The 19,425-nt window shown below is 62.8% G+C and carries 14 protein-coding genes and 7 pseudogenes; 12 read left to right on the top strand and 9 right to left on the bottom strand.

What is annotated here, in order from left to right:
• Positions 1-919, bottom strand: a pseudogene (locus G6N73_RS30290) (IS3 family transposase); the annotation flags it as partial.
• A 46-nt stretch (positions 920-965) separates the two neighbouring features.
• Here G6N73_RS30290 and G6N73_RS30285 point away from each other — a divergent pair.
• From G6N73_RS30285 to G6N73_RS30275, 3 genes and pseudogenes are all read left to right on the top strand, one after another.
• Positions 966-1,403: pseudogene (locus G6N73_RS30285) on the top strand (Ros/MucR family transcriptional regulator).
• A gap of 376 nt (positions 1,404-1,779) precedes the next feature.
• Entirely contained in the window at positions 1,780-2,616 is an 837-nt protein-coding gene (locus G6N73_RS30280; RefSeq protein ID WP_165033658.1) for a DUF3800 domain-containing protein, read from the top strand.
• A 416-nt stretch (positions 2,617-3,032) separates the two neighbouring features.
• Positions 3,033-4,377: pseudogene (locus G6N73_RS30275) on the top strand (IS5 family transposase).
• A 213-nt stretch (positions 4,378-4,590) separates the two neighbouring features.
• On the opposite strand, the gene G6N73_RS30270 reads toward G6N73_RS30275, so the two are convergent.
• From G6N73_RS30270 to G6N73_RS30240, 7 genes and pseudogenes are all read right to left on the bottom strand, one after another.
• Positions 4,591-5,337, bottom strand: coding sequence for a phosphodiester glycosidase family protein (locus G6N73_RS30270; RefSeq protein WP_246252692.1), 747 nt, complete (start codon positions 5,335-5,337; stop codon positions 4,591-4,593).
• Between the two features lie 136 nt (positions 5,338-5,473).
• Positions 5,474-5,660 (bottom strand): annotated as a pseudogene (locus G6N73_RS30265) (transposase); the annotation flags it as partial.
• A gap of 100 nt (positions 5,661-5,760) precedes the next feature.
• Complete coding sequence (locus G6N73_RS30260) at positions 5,761-6,840, bottom strand: sn-glycerol-3-phosphate ABC transporter ATP-binding protein UgpC (protein WP_165033657.1); 1,080 nt, start codon at positions 6,838-6,840, stop codon at positions 5,761-5,763.
• 3 nt (positions 6,841-6,843) lie between these two features.
• Positions 6,844-7,266, bottom strand: a complete 423-nt coding sequence (locus G6N73_RS30255; protein WP_165033656.1) for a RidA family protein — start codon at positions 7,264-7,266, stop codon at positions 6,844-6,846.
• 4 nt (positions 7,267-7,270) lie between these two features.
• Positions 7,271-8,158: a carbohydrate ABC transporter permease gene (locus G6N73_RS30250; protein WP_165033655.1), complete on the bottom strand. Its 888-nt coding sequence runs from the start codon at positions 8,156-8,158 to the stop codon at positions 7,271-7,273.
• A gap of 6 nt (positions 8,159-8,164) precedes the next feature.
• The gene (locus G6N73_RS30245; protein ID WP_165033654.1) at positions 8,165-9,043 is read right to left on the bottom strand and encodes a carbohydrate ABC transporter permease; all 879 of its coding nucleotides are present in this window, start codon (positions 9,041-9,043) and stop codon (positions 8,165-8,167) included.
• Positions 9,044-9,115: 72 nt separating this feature from the next.
• A complete protein-coding gene (locus G6N73_RS30240) occupies positions 9,116-10,396 on the bottom strand; it encodes an ABC transporter substrate-binding protein (RefSeq protein ID WP_165033653.1) in 1,281 nt (426 codons plus the stop codon).
• 149 nt (positions 10,397-10,545) lie between these two features.
• Between G6N73_RS30240 and G6N73_RS30235 the strand changes: the two genes are divergently transcribed.
• The 4 genes from G6N73_RS30235 to G6N73_RS30220 are packed head-to-tail and all read left to right on the top strand — an operon-like array spanning position 10,546 to position 14,585.
• The gene (locus G6N73_RS30235) at positions 10,546-11,991 is read left to right on the top strand and encodes an aldehyde dehydrogenase family protein (protein ID WP_165033652.1); all 1,446 of its coding nucleotides are present in this window, start codon (positions 10,546-10,548) and stop codon (positions 11,989-11,991) included.
• Positions 11,991-12,770 carry a creatininase family protein gene (locus tag G6N73_RS30230; protein WP_165033651.1) on the top strand — a complete coding sequence of 260 codons (780 nt, stop codon included), beginning with the start codon at positions 11,991-11,993 and terminating at the stop codon, positions 12,768-12,770. Before G6N73_RS30235 ends, G6N73_RS30230 begins: the two co-directional genes overlap by 1 nt.
• Positions 12,767-13,795, top strand: coding sequence for a Gfo/Idh/MocA family protein (locus tag G6N73_RS30225; protein WP_165033650.1), 1,029 nt, complete (start codon positions 12,767-12,769; stop codon positions 13,793-13,795). The genes G6N73_RS30230 and G6N73_RS30225 overlap by 4 nt, the downstream gene beginning before the upstream one ends.
• Before the next feature lie 52 nt (positions 13,796-13,847).
• Positions 13,848-14,585, top strand: a complete 738-nt coding sequence (locus G6N73_RS30220; RefSeq protein ID WP_165033649.1) for a FadR/GntR family transcriptional regulator — start codon at positions 13,848-13,850, stop codon at positions 14,583-14,585.
• A 994-nt stretch (positions 14,586-15,579) separates the two neighbouring features.
• Here G6N73_RS30220 and G6N73_RS30215 read toward each other — a convergent pair.
• A pseudogene (locus G6N73_RS30215) lies at positions 15,580-15,690 on the bottom strand (Tn3 family transposase); the annotation flags it as partial.
• Between the two features lie 285 nt (positions 15,691-15,975).
• Between G6N73_RS30215 and G6N73_RS30210 the strand changes: the two are divergent.
• From G6N73_RS30210 to G6N73_RS30190, 5 genes and pseudogenes are all read left to right on the top strand, one after another.
• A complete protein-coding gene (locus G6N73_RS30210) occupies positions 15,976-16,398 on the top strand; it encodes a YeeE/YedE family protein (protein WP_165033647.1) in 423 nt (140 codons plus the stop codon).
• Between the two features lie 10 nt (positions 16,399-16,408).
• Positions 16,409-16,840 carry a YeeE/YedE family protein gene (locus G6N73_RS30205; RefSeq protein WP_165033646.1) on the top strand — a complete coding sequence of 144 codons (432 nt, stop codon included), beginning with the start codon at positions 16,409-16,411 and terminating at the stop codon, positions 16,838-16,840.
• A gap of 437 nt (positions 16,841-17,277) precedes the next feature.
• On the top strand, positions 17,278-18,552 hold the full coding sequence (locus G6N73_RS30200; RefSeq protein ID WP_165033645.1) for a YncE family protein: 1,275 nt from the start codon (positions 17,278-17,280) through the stop codon (positions 18,550-18,552).
• Positions 18,553-18,803: 251 nt separating this feature from the next.
• Positions 18,804-19,118 (top strand): annotated as a pseudogene (locus tag G6N73_RS30195) (transposase); the annotation flags it as partial.
• A gap of 7 nt (positions 19,119-19,125) precedes the next feature.
• Positions 19,126-19,303 (top strand): annotated as a pseudogene (locus G6N73_RS30190) (helix-turn-helix domain-containing protein); the annotation flags it as partial.
• Positions 19,304-19,425 lie beyond the last annotated feature (122 nt).

Here is a 19,425-nt window from a genome sequence, read left to right as displayed (position 1 = left end):
TTGTTGTTGCCCCCGAATGATCGGACACGATCAGGGGTTGGGTCTGATCCGCGATAAAATCGCGGGATGAACGATAGCCGAGGGCCTTGTGCGGATGAAGGCTGTTGTAGTGTTCGATCCACAAAGGCAGGCTTTCCATGACGGTCCTGGCGTTTGGCAGCGGCGAGACGCGAACGTAGTCGCGCTTCATCGTCTTGACGAAGGCCTCGGCCATTCCGTTCGACTGCGGGCTCTGGACTGGCGTCGTCCTCGGCTCCAGGTCGATGTCGCGGGTCATGGTCCTGGTTTCGTGGGCGATGAAGCATGAGCCGTTGTCGCTCAGCCACTCGATCGTTTCGGATAGGCGGTTAACCTGACCGAAGCGGCTTTCGACGGCGGTGATGATGAGATCGCGCACGTCCTCACCCTTGATGCCCTCGGTGGTGGCGACATGGGCGATCGCCTCGTGGTCGCAACAGTCGAGCGCGAAGGCGACGCGGACTTTCTCACCATTGTCGCAACCGATCTCGAAGCCGTCGGAGCACCAGCGCAGGTTTGATCGGTCGACGGCGATGCGGCCATCATGGCGGCGCTCTTCATGGCCTCCGGCGTGGCGGGCGAGAAGCAGGCCATGGAGTTTCATGACGCGGTAGACGCGCTTGTGGTTGGGCGTCGGCGTTCCCGTGGCGCGGGCTTTCCTGCGCAGCACGGCATGGACGCGGCGATAGCCATAGGTCGGCAGCGACTTGATGATGCTCTCGATCCCGGCGACCAGTTCGCCATCGGGCTCCGGAGGGCGGCCTATTCGAGCCGGTGTGCGCCCCTTCGACCGCTCGGCGACGTTGGAGCGTGCGACAGCCAGCGTCTCGCAGATCGCCTTCATCGGGAACCGTCCTTCGGCCACGACAGCGACCGCAACATCTGTTTTTTTGAGCCCGCCGCCGCTTCAAGGGCGTCCTTGGTGAGATAGGGTGCGGGAGAGCGCAATGGTCGAGATCGCGGCACAACTGGATGTCGAAATACTTGCCGATATTGTGTCGGCCTACGTGTCAAACAATTCCGTGCCTCCAGCAGCGTTGCCGGACCTGATTGCTAATGTTGCAGCAGCGGTTGGCAGGCTTATGCAGCGCACCACCGAAGTAGAAGCAAGGCGGCTAAAAACATCGGTTCCGGTTAGGAAGTCGCTGACGCCCGATTACATCATCTGCCTCGAGGACGGAAAGAAATTCAAGTCGCTGAAACGGCACCTGTCGAGCCAACACGGCATGACGCCTGACGAATACCGGGCGAAATGGAATCTCCCGGCGGACTATCCGATGGTCGCGCCCAGCTATGCCACGGCCCGTTCGTAGTTGGCCAAGAAAATGGGCTTGGGCCGCAAGCCAGGCGAGAAGCCAAAAGGCCGCGGGCGGAAGAAAGCGTAAAGCGCGGTGCGATAATCTGCGCATCTGATATGCAATTTCATTAGTTGCCGATTCATTGGGCTGGTTGTACGTTTCGGATGTTGGCCATCCTCCTCCCAGAAGCGATGCCGGAGCCCGCTGCACCTCCTCCCGCAACGGGCTTTTTTGTCGACTCTGACTAAATGCCACGGCAATTCCTGACGTGAATATCTTTGGGCTCTAAGTCGCAGAAAACTGCGGTTCTGTCCGAAATTTATCCACACCCCAAAGCTCTATGGGAAAATCCTCCTAATATTGTCCTTCCCGTACCCGGATGGCAAGGTGGGGGATGGGCAGATGAACGTCAGTCGCTATTCGATCGCCTGCCGAGCCTGCTCCATTGTCGGGCGTGAGATTGATGGCTGCGTTCGTCGGCTACTTTGATGACAGTTGGGACTCCGACCGTAACCAGCGCACAGTCATGTCGTTTGGCGGCTATGTTGGGACCGTCGAGGCATGGCGTGGGTTCAAGCCCCGCTGGATTGCCGCCCTGAAGGAGAATGGTGCTCCCTATCTCCACATGCGTAAGTTTGCGCACTCCCATCCTCCCTTTGAGGATTGGAAAGGTGACGAGTTGCGCCGCTCCAAGTTTCTTAGCGATCTCTCAAATGTGGCCAAGGACGCCGGCCTTTACGGCACCGGCGCTTGCGTTGATCTGGCGGTGCTGGATGCTTTCAACGAAAAGCACGGACTAACGATCCAGCCGGAGCCGCTTTGCATCTATCTTATTGCCCTGCGGATTTCGAATCAGTTTTCTCACCAGAAGGTCGAGGCAGTGTTTGACCGAATGGCGAAGGCCCATTCGAAATTCGCAAAGGCGCAGGAATATGCCCGTTCTGACGGAAGCCCACAGGACATCATGCGATGGATAAACCTAGTAGCGAGCCAAGACTCTTCAGAGGATGCTCCGGCCCTCCAACTTGCCGATTTTGCGGCCTATGAAATTCTGCATTTCAACCGCAAGAGAAGGGTCGACCCGCACCTAATCAGCCGTAAATCATTCGACGCGCTTTTCAACGCCGAGCCGATCAACGGCATGTTTCTCGATGCGAAGTCCATCGAAGCGCTTCATCGGCTTCGGGATGGAGGCTGGCCAAGCAATGCGGCGGGCGGCAAGGCCATGCGACTCCTCGAAATTCGCGAACAGCTTGAAGAAGCCGGCATCCTGAATATCACGAGCGGGAAGGAGGGTTAAAATGTCTGTCCTGAATGAACACACGCCGTTCGTCATCTACCGTATCGCCCTCGGGCTTCTGCTGCTCGTGCTGATTTGCGGGTTTGGCTGGACGCCGACCAACGGCCATATGTGAGGTTTGGCCAGCAGTTCCATTTTGGCTGCAACGGAAACCGGAGAGCGTCGGATGCAGGCGTTCCGTCTGCAAGAGGTGGGGACTTGGAGCTTGCGCGCCTTCCCGCCGCCCGGCGATTTAGTCTCCCGTGAACTATCCGCAAGCCATTGATCCGGCTTGCTGATTGGAGAGGATCGTGGCTTTGGAATTGCAGGATTTGCGGTGTTTGAGCGGTGTTTTCTTGCAATTCGGTTTTACGATTCCCCTGTGCGCTGAGGCGTGATTCACTCGGTTCGGCGGCGGCGAATCGAGGGGGACGGCAATGTCCAGGCCACGCGAGATGCGCGAGACGGGAGAGCAGGATCTGTTCCGCTCCCGGCTCGATCAGATCATCAACATGAAGCACGCTGGTACGGCTGGCGCAGGCGATTGACTGGCCTGTGCTGGAGGAGCGCTTCGGCGCGGTCTATTCGGGCGGACCGGGCATGCCACCGCTGCCGACCCGGCTGATGGCGGGCCTGGCGATCCTCAAGCACACCTTCGACCTGTCGGACGAGGAGCTGTGCGCCCGCTGGGTGGAGAACCCTTACTTCCAGTACCTGTGCGGCGAGGAGTTCTTCCGTCACGACTTGCCCTTCGACCGCTCGTCGATGACGCGCTGGCGCCAGCGCATGGGCGAGGAACGGATCACGGCTCTGCTGCAGGAAAGCCTCGCGGTTGCGGTCAAGACCGGAGCGATGAAGCCGGCCGACATGCGTCGGGTGATCGTGGACACGACCGCGCAGCCGAAGAACGTGATGTTCCCGACCGACGCCAAACTCATCCACCGGGCGCGCGAGCGGCTGGTGCGGCTGGCCAAACAGGTGGGCCTGGATTTGCGCCAGACCTATGTGCGGGTCGGCAAGCTGGCGCTGATCAAGCACCAGCGTTATGCGCACGCCGAGCAGTTCAAGCGGGCCAACAAGGCGCTGCGCAAGCTGAAGACCTATCTCGGCCGGACTGTTCGCGACATCTCCCGCCAGATCGCCGGCGATGCGGAGCTGGACGCGATCTTCAAATGGCCGCTCTACCAGGCATCGGCGGTTCTGGAGCAGAGGCAGCGCCAGCGCGGCCGCAAGATCTACAGCCTGCACGCTCACGAGGTCGAGTGCATCGGCAAGGGCAAGGCGCATGCGCCTTACGAGTTCGGCGTCAAAGTCTCGCTCGCCACGACGCTTGAGCGCTCGAAAGGCGGCCAGTTCGCCCTGCACGCCAAAGCGCTGCCGGGCAATCCTTATGACGGTCACACGCTCGCAGCGATCATCCCCGACATGGAAAAGACCATCGGCAACGAGATCGGCCGCATCCTCGCCGACGCCGGATATCGCGGCCACAATGCACCGCAGAGCCACAAGTTCAGGGTCTTCACCGCCGGCCAGAAGCGCCGCGTCACACCGCCCATCAAGCGCCAGATGCGAAGGCGCTCGGCGATCGAGCCCGTCATCGGCCACATCAAGGCCGAGCACCGCATGGGCCGCAACTACCTCGCCGGCGAGCAGGGTGACGCCGTCAACGCCATCCTGGCCGCCGCCGGCTACAACTTCTCCCTCCTGCTCAACTGGTTCAGGCAGCTTTTGTGGCTTATCGTTGCCGTCCTCGCTATCCGCCCCAGATCAATCGCTGCCTGAAGACCGCGTATTGTTCACGACCGACGATTTACCTCTGCTTATCAATTCTACCGATAGCGCCGACGTGACGGACGCTTATCTGGATGGGAAGCTTCCCGCTGACCATCCACTCCAACGCGATGCAGAGGCCAAGGTTTCGCGGTCACTCGCGTGTACTGCCAGCTGGTTCCTGACAAATCGAGCAACTTGTCGTCATAACGCACAGGCTTGGCGTCACTCCACAGCACCGACGATTGGTCCGAAGCCGCCATGCCAGGACACGTCGTTGCGGCTGAGTTTGGGCGAATAAAGTCCCGTTCCCCGGCCACCGTCGAGGAAGAGGGCATTGCGGCAGCCGAGCCGATCACGGAAGAAACGCGCAAAATCGTGGAAGTTGATCTGGCCTTCGCTGATCGCGAAATGGACCATGCCGGATCCGGAGACGCCGACGCCAGTGCGGCGGGTGCGATCGCGGGAGCCCTCAATGAAGGCGGGGTGGAACGCGCCGTCGATCACCAGCATGGGGCCGGATTGGGTTGCGTAGTCGGTCTCCGGCCGGACGTCCACGAACCGTTCGGTCGTCAGCACGCCAGCATCGTCGCGTCGGATGTAGAAGACGCCGTTCGGCTTCTTGTAGAAGTTCGGGACCGGGCGGACGCCCGCAGGGGCATCCGCCGTATTGGCGGATCTAAGTTCCCGCCCATCCTCTATATATAGTCCAAGGGGCGTGAAGTCGGTCCGGAACATGCCGGCATTCATTGCAAAGGTGAGAACGCCGCCGTCCTCCTCCACCGCCTCGGCGAGCGCCGAGAAAGACCGGTAGGGCTGGCCGCTTGCACCGCGCCAGAACAGGCGCAGGTCGGACTCGGCCAGGTCGAAGCTGCAGACGGTGTAGCGGGCGCCATCGATGCGATCGCTCCGGCACGGGCCGTCGGCAAGAGCGGGCACGCCAACCAAGAGGGGCGCAAGCAGTATGGCCATTGCGCCGAGTGTGTTTCGGCAAAGGGTCGGCCATGCCCGATTCAAAACGGGTCTCCCATGAGCCATGGTGATGATGGCGAATCCGAAATCCCCGAACATCAACAGCGTCCAGGCCCAGGCAAAGGCCGAAGATGACCCAAGCCGCCTCGACCAGCATCGATCGCGCGTGGTCTCGGCCTTGTTTGGTGATGCGGCCATGGTAGGCCGGCTTGTCGCCGGACTGCCGGACCCGAGGGTTGAGTCCGAAGTAGCTGACGCGCCGGCGATGAGAACCGTTCGATATCGCCAACAGCCGCCACGATGCTCAGCGCGACCGACGGATCTGTCACGCTGGGCGGATCGGCACAGGGCGCGCGCCGCGCGCCGTCCCTTTATATCGTTCCTTGTCGCGTGCATGGCCTGGGGCGCCTCCCGTTCTCCCGTCTATCGTATCGTCCGGCCGTTGCGGTCGAAGAGATGGACATGGTTGGGCGCGATGCCGAGGCGGAGCGGCGACCCGGCCGTCGCGTGATACGTACCCGGCAGTTCGACGGTCACCAGATCGCGCCAGCCCTCGACGCGCGCATGAAGAAGGCTGCTGCCGCCGAGGCGTTCGACCAGCACCACGCTGGCCGGCAATCCTCCTGTCTCGACCAGTTCTATGGCGTCGGGACGGATGCCGAGCTCGACGCTGTCGCCGCCGGCAAGGCCTGACACAGACGGGTGTGAGACGATCACCGGCCCGTCCTTCCCCAGCCGCAGATCCAACTCCCCGCCAGATTCATGCGCGATGGCGGGCTGAAAATTCATCTTCGGCTGGCCGAGGAAGCCGGCGACGAAACGGTTGGCCGGGCGCTCGTAAAGATCGAGCGGGGAACCCTCCTGCTCGATGCGGCCATCGTTGAGGATGACGATGCGGTCGGCCAGCGTCATCGCCTCGACCTGATCGTGCGTGACGTAGATCATGGTCGTCGCCAGGTCGGCATGCAGCCGCGCGATCTCGACGCGCATCTGCGCGCGCAGGTCCGCGTCGAGGTTGCTCAGCGGCTCGTCGAACAGGAACACGTCTGGCTGCCGGACGATGGCGCGGCCGATGGCGACGCGCTGGCGCTGGCCGCCGGACAGCTGGCGCGGCTTGCGGTCGAGCAGATCGGTGAGCTGCAGCGTCGCCGCCGCGGCCCTGACCTTGCCGTCGACCTCGGCCTTGCCGACGCCAAGCATCTTGAGCGCGAAGCCCATATTCTCGGCGACGTTCATATGCGGATAGAGCGCGTAGGACTGGAACACCATGGCGATGCCGCGGTCGGCGGCCGCCACCGTGCTCATCGGCCTGCCGCCGATCCGGATTTCGCCGGAAGTAATGCCTTCGAGCCCGGCGATCATGCGCAGGAGGGTGGATTTGCCGCAGCCGGACGGACCGACGAAGACGACGAACTCCTTGTCGGGGATGGACAGCGAGACGTCGCGCACGGCCTCGACCTTGCCGAAGTTCTTGACGATGTTTTCGAGGTCCACCGAAGCCACGTGCTAATCCTTCACCTTGGCCGCCCACATTTCGATCTCCACCAGATAGTTCGGCAGCAGCACGGCCTGCACCGCCGTGCGCACCGGGAGCGGTTCGGGCATCAGTTCCTCGTAGACGGCGTTGAAGCGGCTCCAATGCGTCAGATCGGCGAGATAGATGTTGACCTTGAACACATCGCTCAGCGTGCAGGCGGCGCTCGCCAGATGGCCGGCGCAGTTGCGCAGCGTCGCCCGCGTCTGCTCCTCGATGTCCGCGCCGATAACATGGCCCTCGAGATCGACGGCGACCTGGCCGGAAATGACCACGAGGTGGCGCGCATCGACTTCCAGAACGGGGGAATAAGGGCCGGCGGTCACGTGCTGGCGCGCGCCGCCGGGGCGGGTCTTCAGCGGATGCAGGAACTCGTCGTCGATGATGTCGCTCATCTTTTTATCCCTTGACCGCGCCGCCCAGCAGCCCCTCGACGACGAAGCGCCAGACGAGCACGACCAGCACCAGGGTAGGCACGATGGCGATGAAGATGCCGGCGTTGAGCAGGCTCCAGCTGACGTCGGTGTTGCGCGCCAGCGCCGCCATCACCACCGAAACCGGCCGCGTCTGGGCATTGCCGGAAAGCACCATGGCGAACATGTATTCCGAGTAGGAGATCATGAAGGCGAAGAGCCCAGTGGCGCCGACCGAGGGCAGTGCCAGGGGCAGTGCTATCCGAAAAAAGGTCTGGAACCGGCTGCAATGGTCAAGCACGGCCGCCTCGAAGATCTCGGCCGGGATCTTGCGGAAGAACACCGACAGGATCAGCACCGTGAACGGCAGCGCCTTGGCGGTATGGACCAATATGATACCGAGCTGGGTGCCGAGGAGCCCGAACCATTGCAGCATCATGTAGATCGGCGTCACCAGCGCCACCGCCGGCACCAGCGGCGAGAGGATCAGATACATGAAGCTGAGCTTCTTGCCCGGAAAGATGTAGCGGGCGAAAACGAAAGCGGCCGGCGCGCCCAGGATGAGGTTGAGCGCCATGGCCGCGAGCGCGTTGAGCGAGGAATTGACCAGGCTCTGCGGCACCTGCCGCGCGGCGTCGGAGATCATCGCCCGGTTGGCACTTTCCTGCTGATAGGAATCCGGCAACTGGCCAGTGAAGATGTAGCGATAGGTCTCAAAATTCGGCCCCTCCGTGAGGATTGACCGGTCCCGACTGAACAGGATTCGGTCCGGCACCAGGCTGCCATAGAGCGACAGCAGCACCGGGCCGCCGGTGAACAGCAGGATGAGAGCGGCGAAGACGAAGCTGGCGGCGGGGTGAAGACGGCGGCGCATCCTGGCCTACTCGCTCGCGAACAGGTCGGAGGGAAGCGCGCGGGTGATGGCGACGATCAGGACGGCCGAGATCACGACGACGATGAAGGCCACCGCCGAGCCGGCGCCGAAATCGTACATCGAGAAACTCTCGCGCCAGATCTGGAAGCTCAGCAGCGTCGTGGCCGTGCCCGGCCCTCCCCCGGTCATGGCATAGACCAGGTCGTAGCTGGTGAAGGCGGTGAGGGCGTTGTAGACGAGCAGCACCACGATCATTGACTTGATTTCGGGGACGATGACATAGCGGAAGCGCTTGAACGGGTTGGGGCAATCGATGGAAGCGGCCTCCAGCGTTTCGGAGTTGATGGTCGAGAGCGCGGCCATCATCAGCACCACGGCGAAGGGAATCTGCGTCCAGACATGGGCGATGGCGACGACCGTCAGCGCGGTGTCCGGATTGGTCAGCCAGTGGATCGGTGCGTCGATCAGCCCGAGGCTGCGCAGGACGCCGTTGAGCATGCCGAAGCTGGGATGGAAGACCCAGACCCAGAGGACGGCCGATATGGCGCCGGGCAGCACCCAGGGCAGCAGCACGACGGAGCGAACGACCTGCGAGCCGAAGAATCCGTGCTGCAGGAACAGCGCGATCAGCGTGCCGATGACGACGACGGACGGAGCGGCAAGGGCGGTGAAGACAAGCGAGTTCCGCAGCGCATCCTGAAAATAGTTGCTGGCGACGACGCGCCGGTAGTTCTCAAGGCCGACGAACGGTTCGCCTGGGAACAGGATCATCACCTCGTGCAGGCTGGTCCACAGCGCGTAGCCGACCGGGTAGAGCGTCATCAGCACGACGGGCAGCAGCGCCGGGATCAGCCATATGGCCGGAAAGCGGTTGATGGTCCACATGGATCGGGCACTCGCCTGCGTGGAGAATGGCGGACGGCGACAAGGCGCCGCCCGCCGGCGCCGGTGGGACGGCTATCTGTTGGCGAACTGCTCCTTGAGTTCGGTCCAGCGCTGGGCGCCGTCCTTCATGACCTGGTCGACGCTGGCATCGCCCACCATGGCCTGGGCGAGCAGAGGCCTGAAATAGGCCGACCACACCGACGAGAATTCGGTGTAGGTGCCGGCCTTGGCGATGGAAGCCTGTTCGCCCAACGCGTTGACGTCGGCCCACTTGCCCCAGGCCTCGATCACTTCCTGATCCTCGAACAGCGGCAACTGGCCGAAGCCGAGGCCCTTTTCCACCGCCCATCGCTTGGCGACCGCATAGGGCTTGCCGGCCATGAAGTCGACGAACTTCCACGCCGCCTCGGCGCGGGCCGGATCGGCGGCCGCGGCGGCGGTGACGACATAGGATTTGGCAAAGCCCAGCGTCGCATGGGTGTCGCCCGGCATCGGCGCCAGGGCGAACTGGCCGGCCAGCGGCTGGGTCGCGGCGTCGTTCAGCGCCGCCAGAACGTAGGTGTAGACGATGGTGAAGGCATGGTTGCCGGTGTTCATCGCCGTGATGATGGTCGATTCGTGATTGTCCGACTGCACCAACTCCTTGGCGTAGGCGTCCGCGATCCATTCGAGCTGCTTGAAGGCGCCGTTTTCCGGATCGGCGAACAGCGGATTGAGATCGGCGTCGAACAGCTCCGCGCCGCGCCCGTAGGCCTGGGCGACGAAAGCGTCATAAAAGTTCGGCAGTTCCTGATTGTATTCGTAGATAATCGGCCTATCCATGCCGCCGGCCTTGAGCTGTTCGGCCGCCGCCGTCACTTCCTCCCAGGTCGTCGGCACTGCGATCCCGGCGTCTTCCAGTATCTTCTTGTTGTAGATGAAGGAAATCGTGTCCGAATAATAGGGCAGGCCGTAGACCTTGCCGTCATAGGTGACGTCGGTCAGCGCAAAGCCGGCGATGTCGCCGCTCAGTTCGGCGACCGCGCCGTCTGGCGCGACCGAATCCAGCGGCGCGATGAAGCCGGCGGCGCCCCAGGCAGGCAACCAATCCTGACCACCATAGACAATGTCGGTTGGCGTGTTGCCGCGGATGCGCAGGATCAGACTGTCCTGATAGTCCGGCCAGGCGTAGTCGGTAACATTGACCTTGATGCCCGGATTGGCGGCTTCGAATTGCTTGACATTGTCCTGGACCGTCTCGAGCGAGTAGTTCCAGACCACGAACTCGAGCGTAAGGTCTTGGGACGAGGCTGGGTGCACGACCGCCGCGCCGGAAATCAGCGCGGCGACGGCCAAGAGTTTCCTGAGTTGCATTTTCGGTCCATCCTCTCTGCGTATGAGGGGCTCGCTGGCGTGCCTCCCCGACCGCGCGTGCACACATTAAGGATTGACAGCACGCCCGCTGGTCGAACTATAAGAACCACTTGTGATCAATTGCAACCTAATTGTGATGCGGATCGACGATGGCTCATAACGGTGAAACCAATTTCATCGGCGGACGCTGGCAGGGCGATCCGCGAAGCGAGATCAGGCCGGTCCATTCGCCCATCGACGGAAGCCGGATCGGGCTCATGAGCTGGAGTTCGCGGCAGGCGGCGGCCGAGGCGGTTTCTGCCGCGCGGGCCGCGCAGCCGGCCTGGGGCAAGGCGTCGATATGGGATCGCGCCAAGGCGATGCGCCGGATCGGCGAAGCGATCGCGGCGCGGCGCGCGGATCTCGCGGCGTTGCTGACTCTGGAACAGGGCAAGCCCTATGCGGAAGCCTTCTTCGAGGTCGGCAAATCGGCGGACGGCTTCCATCTCGCGGCCGATCTCGTCAAATATCTCGAAGGCAACACCATTCCGACCGAGGACCCCGGCAAGCGGGTGATGACCTTCTATCGGCCGCGCGGCGTCTATGCCGTGGTGACGCCGTGGAATTTTCCGGTCAACATCCCGGTTGAATACATCGCGCCGGGCTTGGCCGCCGGCAATGCGGTGGTCTGGACCCCGGCCCCGACCACCGCGCTGGTGGCCGCCGCCCTGGCGCGCGCCGTCGAGGAAGCGGATCTGCCGCCAGGCATACTCAACCTGGTGACCGGCGCCGGCGCGGTGGTGGGCGACGAGATCGTCTCCAATCCCGGCACCAACGCGGTCGGCTTCACCGGCAGCGCCGCGACCGGCAAACAGATCAGTCTGCGCGCGGCCGGCAAGCCGCAACTGATGGAGCTGGGCGGCAACGGCCCGGTGGTGATCCTGGAGGACGCCGACCTCGATCGCGCCGCGGCCGCCACCGCCTCGGGCTGCTTCGTCAATGCCGGACAGGTCTGTTCGTCGTCGGAGCGCATCCTCGTGCATCGCAAGGTCTACGCCGACTTCGCCGAACGCATGGCGGCGGCGGCGCGCGCCGTGGTGCTGGGCGATCCCCGCGAGGACGGAGTCACGATGGGTCCGCTCAACAACGCCGCCGTCGCCGCCAAGGTCGCCGAGCATGTCCAGGACGCGCTCGGCCGCGGCGCCCGGGCGATCGTCGGCGGCAAGCGACCGGACGACATGCCGAGCCCGCTCTATTTCGAGCCGACGGTGCTGACGAGGGTCGCCCGTGAGGCGCTGATCAACACCGAGGAAACGTTTGGACCGGTGGCGCCGCTGCTCGCCATCGACAGCGACGAGGAAGCGTTCGAGGTCGCGCGCGACAACCGCTATGGCCTCGTCTCCAGCGTGTTCACGCAGGACATCGACCGCGCCTTCCGCTATGTCGAGGCGATGCCGACCGGCATGGTCAACATCAACGACACCTCCAATTACTGGGAGCTGCACATCCCGTTCGGCGGCGTCTCGGGCAAGGACAGCGGCATGGGCCGCGTCGGCGGCCGGCACGCGCTGACCGCGATGTGCGACCTCAAGACCGCGACCTTCACGGTGGGATGATGCGCTGGGAAGAACTCACCTCGCCCGAAATCGATGCGCTGGACCGCGAGCGGACGGTGCTGGTCCTGCCGCTCGGGTCGGTCGAGCAGCACGGCAACCATATGCCGGTGGGCACGGATACTCTGCTGGCGCATTCCGTCTCGATCGCGGCAGCCGGCCGGAGCGGGGATGTCGTGGTGCTGCCGCCGCCCTGGTACGGGTTTTCCGCCCACCACATGCGGTTCGCGGGCACTGTCACGCTGAGGGCAGAAACGCTGATGGCCGTGGTCGAGGACATCGTCGCCTCGGTGGTCAAACACGGCTTCCGGCGCGTCCTCATCGTCAACGGCCATGGCGGCAATGGCGGGGTGATCGACGTGCTCGCCTCGACCCTGGGCCACAGGCATTACGGGGCGGCGCGGATCGCGGCGCTGACCTATTTCACCCTGGCGCGCGAGGCGATCGCGAAGCTGCGCACGTCCGAACCCGGCGGCATGGGCCATGCCTGCGAATTCGAGACCGCGATGGTGCAGCATACCCATCCGCATCTGGTCAGGGCCAAGCGCGCGGTAACGCACTATCCTCATGCGGGCTCGAAATATCTGACCACGGACCTGCTGGGCGGCTCGCCCATCCGCACCTATCTCGACTTCGCCGACCTCTCGCCGACCGGCACGCTGGGCGACCCGTCGCTGGCGACGCCCGAAGCCGGCGCGCGGTTCTTCCTCGAGGTCGAAGCCGAGCTCAAAACCTTCATTGAGGACTTTCGCGGCTGGCCAATTCCCGAGGGCAAGCCATGAGACGGACGCTCAAGGTCGGCGTCATCGGCCTGGGCTTCTTCGGCGCAAGGCATGCGCGCGTCCTTGCCGTGCATCCGGCCGCCGAACTGGTCGGCGTCTGCGACAAGGATGCGGCGCGTCTGGCTGAGACAGCGGCCATTGCCGGCGTGCCGGGGTTTGACGATTTTTCCGCCCTGCTGGCGCTGCCGGAGCTGGAAGCCGTGAGCATCTGCCTGCCGGACCGGCTGCACGAAGCGGCCGCAATCGCCGCGGCGGAGGCGGGAAAGGCCATCCTCCTGGAGAAGCCGCTTGCCCATGACGCCGCGACAGCGCGGCGCATTGTCGATGCCGTCGAGGCCAATGGCACGCGGTTGATGGTCGGCCACATCCTGCGTTTCGATCCGCGTTACGTGCAGGTCTATCACGCGGCCGCTCCCGAAAGGCTCGGCGCGCCGATCCACCTGCGGGCCAAGCGCAGCGGCATCCGTTCGACGGCGCGAAGGCTCGGCGCTTCGAGCTCCATCCTCTTCTACATGGGCGTGCACGACGTCGATGCGCTGCAATGGATCGCGCGGTCGCGCATCGCCAGGGTCTATGCGCAGAAGCGCGACGTGCTGGGCAACGGCAACGAGGACGCGCTCTACGCGGTTGTCAATTTCGAGAACGGCGCCATCGGCGCGATCGACTACTCCTGGGCCTGGCCGGACGGGCTGATGAACGGCTTCCGCGCCGCCCTGGAAGTGGTCGGCACACGGTCGGCCACCTATCTCAATGTCGCCGACCAGGGTTTTTACACCGTCGACGACGACGGCACGAGCGGAGGCGACACGCATCTGTGGCCCGAGATCAACGGCCGGATCGCCGGCGACCTCGCCGACGAGATCGACCACTTCGTCACGGCGACGCTCTCCGGCGCGCCCTACCTTCAATCCTGTCAGGAGGCGTTCGACGCGATTCCCGTGCTCGACGCGCTGGCGGAGTCGGCGCGCAGCGGCCAGCCGGTGGAAGTTTGCCGTCAAGCGCCCACATTGGCTCCGAATGGTTGACAATGACCACACGATTCTGCTCATAGCCGACCTCTTTCGGAGACCGTGATCGATGACCGCGACTGCCTCCCTGCCGCAACTGACCGCCATTTCCACCAATGAGCGCGCCACCCCGTCGCTGGTTTACCGCTCGCTGTTGCGCAGCATCAGAGACGGGTTGATGGTGCCGGGGGCCAGACTGCCCAACGAGCGCGAGTTGGCGCAGCAGCTCAAGACCTCGCGCACGGCGGTGCGCAGCGCTCTATCCACGATGGAGCGCCAGGGGCTGGTGCGACGGCGCGTCGGCAGTGGCACGTTCCTGACCGACGACGCGCATGACGTCTTCAGCCGGATGGACCAGACCAACGCGGCAAGTCATGAGGCGGTGCCCTCCTTCGCCGAGATCATCGAGGGTCGGCTGCTGTTCGAGCCTGCGATGATGCATCTGGTGGTTAGCCGCGTGCAGGATGGCGAGATCGTCGAGATGCGCCGCGTTCTCGACGAAGTGCTCGCCGCCCCGACCTGGGAAGATTTCAAGGAGAGCATCTACGCCCTGCACCGGCGGATATTCGCCAGCACCAAGAACAAGTTCCTGGAGCAGATCATGAGCTCGATCCTGGACGATCGCCGCGCCGTGCTGTTCGATGGTCACGACACCGATAAACCGGCGCCCGACGCGGTCCGGCAGCAGACCCACAAGGACCTGCGCGCCATCGTTGACGCCATCGCCGACCGCAGCGGCAAGCGCGCCGAAGAACTGGTCTCCGACCATCTGATGCGCATCCTTGCGACCATCAACATCTGGCAATAGCCGACCATCTGCAAGGATGCTGACGAGTCCTGAAAGAAGTTGGGGTCGAGCAAGGATCAATGGATATAGAAGCTCGAATGCGTGTGCACAGAGGGGCTGCGGAGTTCGACGACAATTGCGTCGATCGAACGGCTTGAATTGCTGGAAGAAGCTGATCTTGGCATCGGCTCGTTCAACCGCTTCAAGAAATGACTTGGTGTCCGTGATGCCTCTGGCGCCCGCAAATGCCTCGATCTGACCGGAAGCGAGATCGTCGAGAGCGACTATCTTGAAGATGGATTTTCCTTGTCCTTTGCCCGATCCTCGGTGTGAACCGTCTTAACGTTTTCAGTCGGCTCATCGACGTCAGTTTGGTCATCGTCCGTCGCTGTGGTCGTGGTCGGAGTGAACGGGAGATGCAGAACACATAACGACAAGTCTGTCTTCGGTCTCCACGCCGTGGTTCGACCGGTAATGACAATGTGGGGTACGATCAAGGACGGTGATAATCCGTCGGCCCAGCTTTCGAATCGCGAGTTCAAAGTCACCTGGGTTCCGAAGACGGGCTTCGTCGACAGAGTCCAGTAGAAGCCAGCCCTTATCGCCTGAGGCTAGCCACATCTCGAACGCGTCTAAACTTCCGACCTCGAAAGCGTCTTCAAAACATTCGGGATGTTCCCCAGTCGAAGGAAGAACGCCGCCTTTCCCTCGGCGCGGAGATCCCGCGCGATGTTTCGAATTTCGGCTGTTTTGCCTGACCCCGCCTCCGACAAGATGACGAGACGATACTGCTTCGTCAGATCTGTCCAGGTTAACCGTTCGCCAACGTGAAATGCCTGGCTAAGGTCCGCGTCATCGTTTTCAAGGGCATATTTCGACAGCTCATGAAACGTCCGTGTTAGTTGAACGAATTCGTATCCGGTATCAGTGTCGACAATAGAAATTGCTGCCCCGTCCGGCGACCGCTTGCCTATCCTTTGTAGAGGCATGGCGTCGAAAGTACGCTAAGCAACGCCAAGGCGATGTCCACCCGGTTCTGGCGCTCATAGGCGGCAAGTTTCCTCAGCATCGCCGACCACGTAACAAGACCGGCTTTCAGCGATGCGACCAGGCGCATCGCCGAGGAAACCCCGGTGACAACGCCAAGGCAGAAAGCTTAATCTTGAGCAGTTTTGGGGTTGCCACCGGCGTTGATCGTGCCCTTCTTGCGAAGGCAATTATAGCTGCTATACCAACATCATAGGGACAGAATGGCGTGGACCAGGCTTCGGTGTGGTTTCACACAAGGAATCGAAATCGGTCTTCTACCGCCTTGCCGATGGTCGTGTCGCGATGTTCGTTGCTTTGATTCACCGCTTATTCTACGAATTGGCCGCAACCCAACCATCCTGAATCCGACGGGTCACATCAAATGACGGACTTCACGCCCATCGCATCGCTCATTGGCGGTGTTCTGATCGGTTTGTCGGCCGTTCTCCTGATGCTTTGGGAGGGTCGCACAGCCGGCATCAGCGGCATCGCCAGCCGCCTGCTGCCGCCCTACCGCGACGATGCCCTCCTTTCCCGCTTCGGTTTCGTTACCGGACTGGCCGCCGCCCCATTTGCGATAGTGACCTTTACCGGAGCACAGATCAGCCAGACGGTTTCGTCGAACCTGCCGCTGATGATCGTGTCCGGCTTGCTCGTTGGCTTCGGCTCCGTCTACGGCAAGGGCTGCACCAGCGGCCATGGCGTCTGTGGGCTTTCGCGCCTTTCCATGCGCTCGCTGGTGGCGACCGCGAGTTTCATGGCGAGCGCAATCGCCAGCGTCTTCATTATCCGCCACGTCATCTGAGGCTGATCCTATGTCCTTTCTCGTCAATCTCGGCTTCGGACTCCTCTTCGGCATCGGTCTCCTCTTTTCGGGCATGTCCGACCCGGCGAAGGTTCTGAATTTCCTTGACCTCTTTGGCACCTGGGACCCCTCACTCGCCTTCGTTATGGGCGGGGCCGTCATCGTCACCTTCGTCGGCTACCGCCTGGTCTTCCGCCGCGGCCAACCGATCGCTGGCGAACAATTCCATCTCCCGATGCACGACGACATCGACAGGCGGCTGCTGGCCGGATCCGCGACCTTCGGCATCGGCTGGGGGTTGGGCGGCTTCTGCCCCGGTCCAGCACTGACAGCGCTCGGGCTCGGCGCATCCGGCACACTCGTTTTCGTGCCCGCCATGATCCTTGGTATGTGGGCGGCGCGCATTCTGACCGACGGCCCGGCACGAACCCGCACGGCCTGAAACGCGGGAAGAGGAGTGAAGGACCGGCGGTCATGACGATTGACCGACACTCATCCATTTCCGCTTTCCGATTGATATGATGGTTTCGGGCTGGGTGAGGATTTTTCGCTAGGCCTCACTCCATGGTATGCTGCACGTCAGCACATGCGGTGCCTCGTAGGCGTGCATACCTGCCGAAAGCCAAAGAGTCTGCAACGCCTAGGTGATCGGGCCAGACAAGAAGATCAAGCCGATGATCTCATATCCGACAAGCACTGGCCGCAACTTCGATGAGACCCTCGGGGGTGATCGATTGGCGTCTGCTGCCGCCAGGCACAAGGTCGCGACGCCGACAGACTGGAGGGCACGGAAGCCTTGACTGCCAATCGTGCTGCAACCCTCCGCCTGAGCAGGCGAAAGTGAAGGGAGGCATGGCACCGAAATCGAGGGAGGAGAATATGGAACCTAATGGAAGACCGAACCCCGGCAGGCTGTCTTTCCGGCTGGCCCGACTGGAGCATCACGCCAAGAAGTGGGTGTCGTTTTTTGGCACAAGGCATTGCGAAAACAAAAAGGTGGAGCGGCGTTCTCGTTCCATCGGAACATCCGCCGCTCTGGCCGTCGGCCTGATCGCCGGGCTTGCCCTGGCTCCCCAAACAGGGAGTGCGCAGGAGGCTGCCAAATACGAGATTTGGGCGCTCGATCAAGGCACGCAGATGCTCCACATCTACAGCTCCGAGCTTGAAGAGGTTGACCGACTCGACCTTGGAGCTCAAGGCGTGCGCGTGCCCCACATGATCGATTTTACGACCGATCATACCTATGCCTTCATCGCCAGCACCGGCTCCGGCGACGTCACCGTGATCCGTACAGCCGACCGTGAGATCGTCGCCAGGTTTCCGACCGGGCCCGGCACGCATATGGCGGCGGTCAAGCCGGATGACAGCGCGACGATCACGGCCGTGATCGGCGCGGGCGACGTACCGCGCGACGGCAAGCTGGTTGAGATTGTCATAGGCGCCGACGGCACCTTCACCCTCGGGCGCGAGCTGGTTATTGCCGACGACCCCCTGTTCCACGAGCGTGAAAGCGAATTCAACGACGTCGCCGCAGTTTGCCATCAATATTCGCCCGACGGCCGCTACGCTTTCGTCACGCTTGGCCCCGCGCTCGATAATGGGGGGCTGGTCATTCTCGACACCGAAAGCTTCAATCTGGTCAAGCTCTTCCCGCCCGACGAGTTGCGCGTGAACTGCGGCACCGCGTTGACCGTCGACGGCAAGCACCTCTTCGTTAATGGCGGGGGCGCCGAGGCCGGCCACTGGTACGTCATCGATATCGCCACTCAGACCGTTGTCCACGAGGATACAAGCCGGGGACATGACGCGCACGGTGTCTGGGCGACGCCGGACGGCCGCGAGGTTTGGATGGTCAACCGGGTCTCCAACGACCTCATCATCATCGACCCGTCAACCTTCCAGATCATTGAGCATCTGGAAGGCGGCTTCGGGGACACGCCGGACATCCTCGCCATCTCGCCCGACTCGCGCTTGGCCTTTATCACCCTGCGCGGACCCAAGCCGGTTACGGCGCCGCATGTCGCGGTTGGCACCACGCCCGGCTTCTCTGTCATCGACATCGCGGAACGGCGCCTGGTTAAGACGATTCAGCCCAATCCGGAGAACGAGAACAGTGATTTCCATGGCATCGGAATTCGCGTCATGCTCGAGTGATGGCCAAGCGGCCGGCCGGGCAAATCGGCCCCGCCGGCCGGCCGGAGAGGAAAGTGGACCCGTCCGCCTGCTCCATCCAGAGAGTGACCGGGGCGGGTAGCGAGGCTTGTGAGATACCGTTCTTCCTCGAAACTCCAACCAGACTTGATGCAACATGCTGATTTGTCATTAGAAGTAGCGTTGGTGCACGGATATCTTTGTGAAAGGTGGGGTTGATAGAAAGGTGGGGCCATCCATCGCGAATCTGAGCCATGCCGCACAAACACAACGCCGCCCGCCGCCACCACATTGTGAAGATGAAGCACAGAGTAACAAACTGGCCGGAATACGAAGCGGGTCTGCGCAGTCGCGGCGGTCTGACACTGTGGATCACGCCAGAAGCGTTGGCTCAGTGGCAGGCGCCCCGGCGAAGCACGCCGGGCGGCCAGGCGCGGTACTCGGATGTTGCGATCGAGACCGCGCTGATGCTGGGCTGTGCCTTCGGGATGCGGTTGCGCCAGAGCGAAGGGCTCATGGGCTCGATCGCCGCCTTGATGAAGCTGACTGTGCCGATCCCCGATCACACCAACGCCATCAAGCTCAAGCCTGCCGGCGCTGATCGAGCTGGTGCTGGCGCGCCCGGTTGTGTCGGCGGCATTGATCGCGGCCGAGCGGAAAATCAGCCAGCGCGCCGCGCTCGGCCCTCGTCGCCGAACTCGGCATCCGCGAGGTGACGGGGCGCGGGCGCTACAGGGCGTGGGGGATCGTATAGTGGCCAATGCTTTCAAAGGATCGTCTGCCGGGCCGGCGGTGCGGCCGACGTGACCTTGCCATTGTCTCGCCACCCGATCTCGGCGGTGCGCGGCCGGCTCATTGTTTCGGATCCCAGGCGGT

It is taken from the genome of Allomesorhizobium camelthorni, assembly GCF_011045125.1.
In the GTDB taxonomy this organism is placed as follows: Bacteria; Pseudomonadota; Alphaproteobacteria; order Rhizobiales; family Rhizobiaceae; genus Allomesorhizobium; species Allomesorhizobium camelthorni.
Note: the sequence above shows the minus strand (reverse complement) of the source record. Positions and strands in the feature narration are given on the sequence as shown.

Coding starts and splice junctions, on each gene's coding strand:
- G6N73_RS30280 (WP_165033658.1), top strand. CDS start 1,780: ATGGCTGCGTTCGTCGGCTACTTTGATGACAGTTGGGACTCCGACCGT.
- G6N73_RS30245 (WP_165033654.1), bottom strand. CDS start 9,043: ATGTGGACCATCAACCGCTTTCCGGCCATATGGCTGATCCCGGCGCTG.
- G6N73_RS30210 (WP_165033647.1), top strand. CDS start 15,976: ATGACGGACTTCACGCCCATCGCATCGCTCATTGGCGGTGTTCTGATC.
- G6N73_RS30225 (WP_165033650.1), top strand. CDS start 12,767: ATGAGACGGACGCTCAAGGTCGGCGTCATCGGCCTGGGCTTCTTCGGC.
- G6N73_RS30230 (WP_165033651.1), top strand. CDS start 11,991: ATGCGCTGGGAAGAACTCACCTCGCCCGAAATCGATGCGCTGGACCGC.
- G6N73_RS30240 (WP_165033653.1), bottom strand. CDS start 10,396: ATGCAACTCAGGAAACTCTTGGCCGTCGCCGCGCTGATTTCCGGCGCG.
- G6N73_RS30235 (WP_165033652.1), top strand. CDS start 10,546: ATGGCTCATAACGGTGAAACCAATTTCATCGGCGGACGCTGGCAGGGC.
- G6N73_RS30255 (WP_165033656.1), bottom strand. CDS start 7,266: ATGAGCGACATCATCGACGACGAGTTCCTGCATCCGCTGAAGACCCGC.
- G6N73_RS30250 (WP_165033655.1), bottom strand. CDS start 8,158: ATGCGCCGCCGTCTTCACCCCGCCGCCAGCTTCGTCTTCGCCGCTCTC.
- G6N73_RS30205 (WP_165033646.1), top strand. CDS start 16,409: ATGTCCTTTCTCGTCAATCTCGGCTTCGGACTCCTCTTCGGCATCGGT.
- G6N73_RS30220 (WP_165033649.1), top strand. CDS start 13,848: ATGACCGCGACTGCCTCCCTGCCGCAACTGACCGCCATTTCCACCAAT.
- G6N73_RS30270 (WP_246252692.1), bottom strand. CDS start 5,337: ATGGCCATACTGCTTGCGCCCCTCTTGGTTGGCGTGCCCGCTCTTGCC.
- G6N73_RS30200 (WP_165033645.1), top strand. CDS start 17,278: ATGGAACCTAATGGAAGACCGAACCCCGGCAGGCTGTCTTTCCGGCTG.